The 372-nt window shown below is 64.5% G+C and carries 1 pseudogene; it reads right to left on the bottom strand.

Annotated elements, in window-relative coordinates:
- Positions 1-128: 128 nt before the first annotated feature.
- A pseudogene (locus EN850_RS36875) lies at positions 129-372 on the bottom strand (hypothetical protein); the annotation flags it as partial.

Raw genomic sequence — 372 nt, forward strand, 5'->3', positions numbered from 1 at the left:
CTCGCTGCTGTTCAAGGGGCGACGATTTCGTCCACCCCGACGTAGAAGCGCGTTAGCCCGACCGATTACCAGACACGCCGAGAAAAGAACGGCTATCCGTTGCTCTTGCCGTTGCCGCCGCCCTTGCCCTATCCCTTCCTGCCAGGACCGTAGGATTTTCCGGGATTGCTGGGATCGTGCTTGCCCGGATCATTTCCATGCCCGTTGTTGCCGTCATCAACGTCGCCCTTCGGCGGCGGGCTCGGCGGATTGGGCGTGCCCGGACTGGGCGGTGCCGGTGAGTTGCGTTGCTGCGGCCGCGCCGTGTGCTCCTGCTGAATGGCGGCCGCCATCCCGCAATTTCCGCCGCTTGTGGCGAAGCCTCCCGAAAGC

The sequence above is a fragment of the Mesorhizobium sp. M8A.F.Ca.ET.207.01.1.1 genome (assembly GCF_004794715.1).
Taxonomy (GTDB): Bacteria; Pseudomonadota; Alphaproteobacteria; order Rhizobiales; family Rhizobiaceae; genus Mesorhizobium.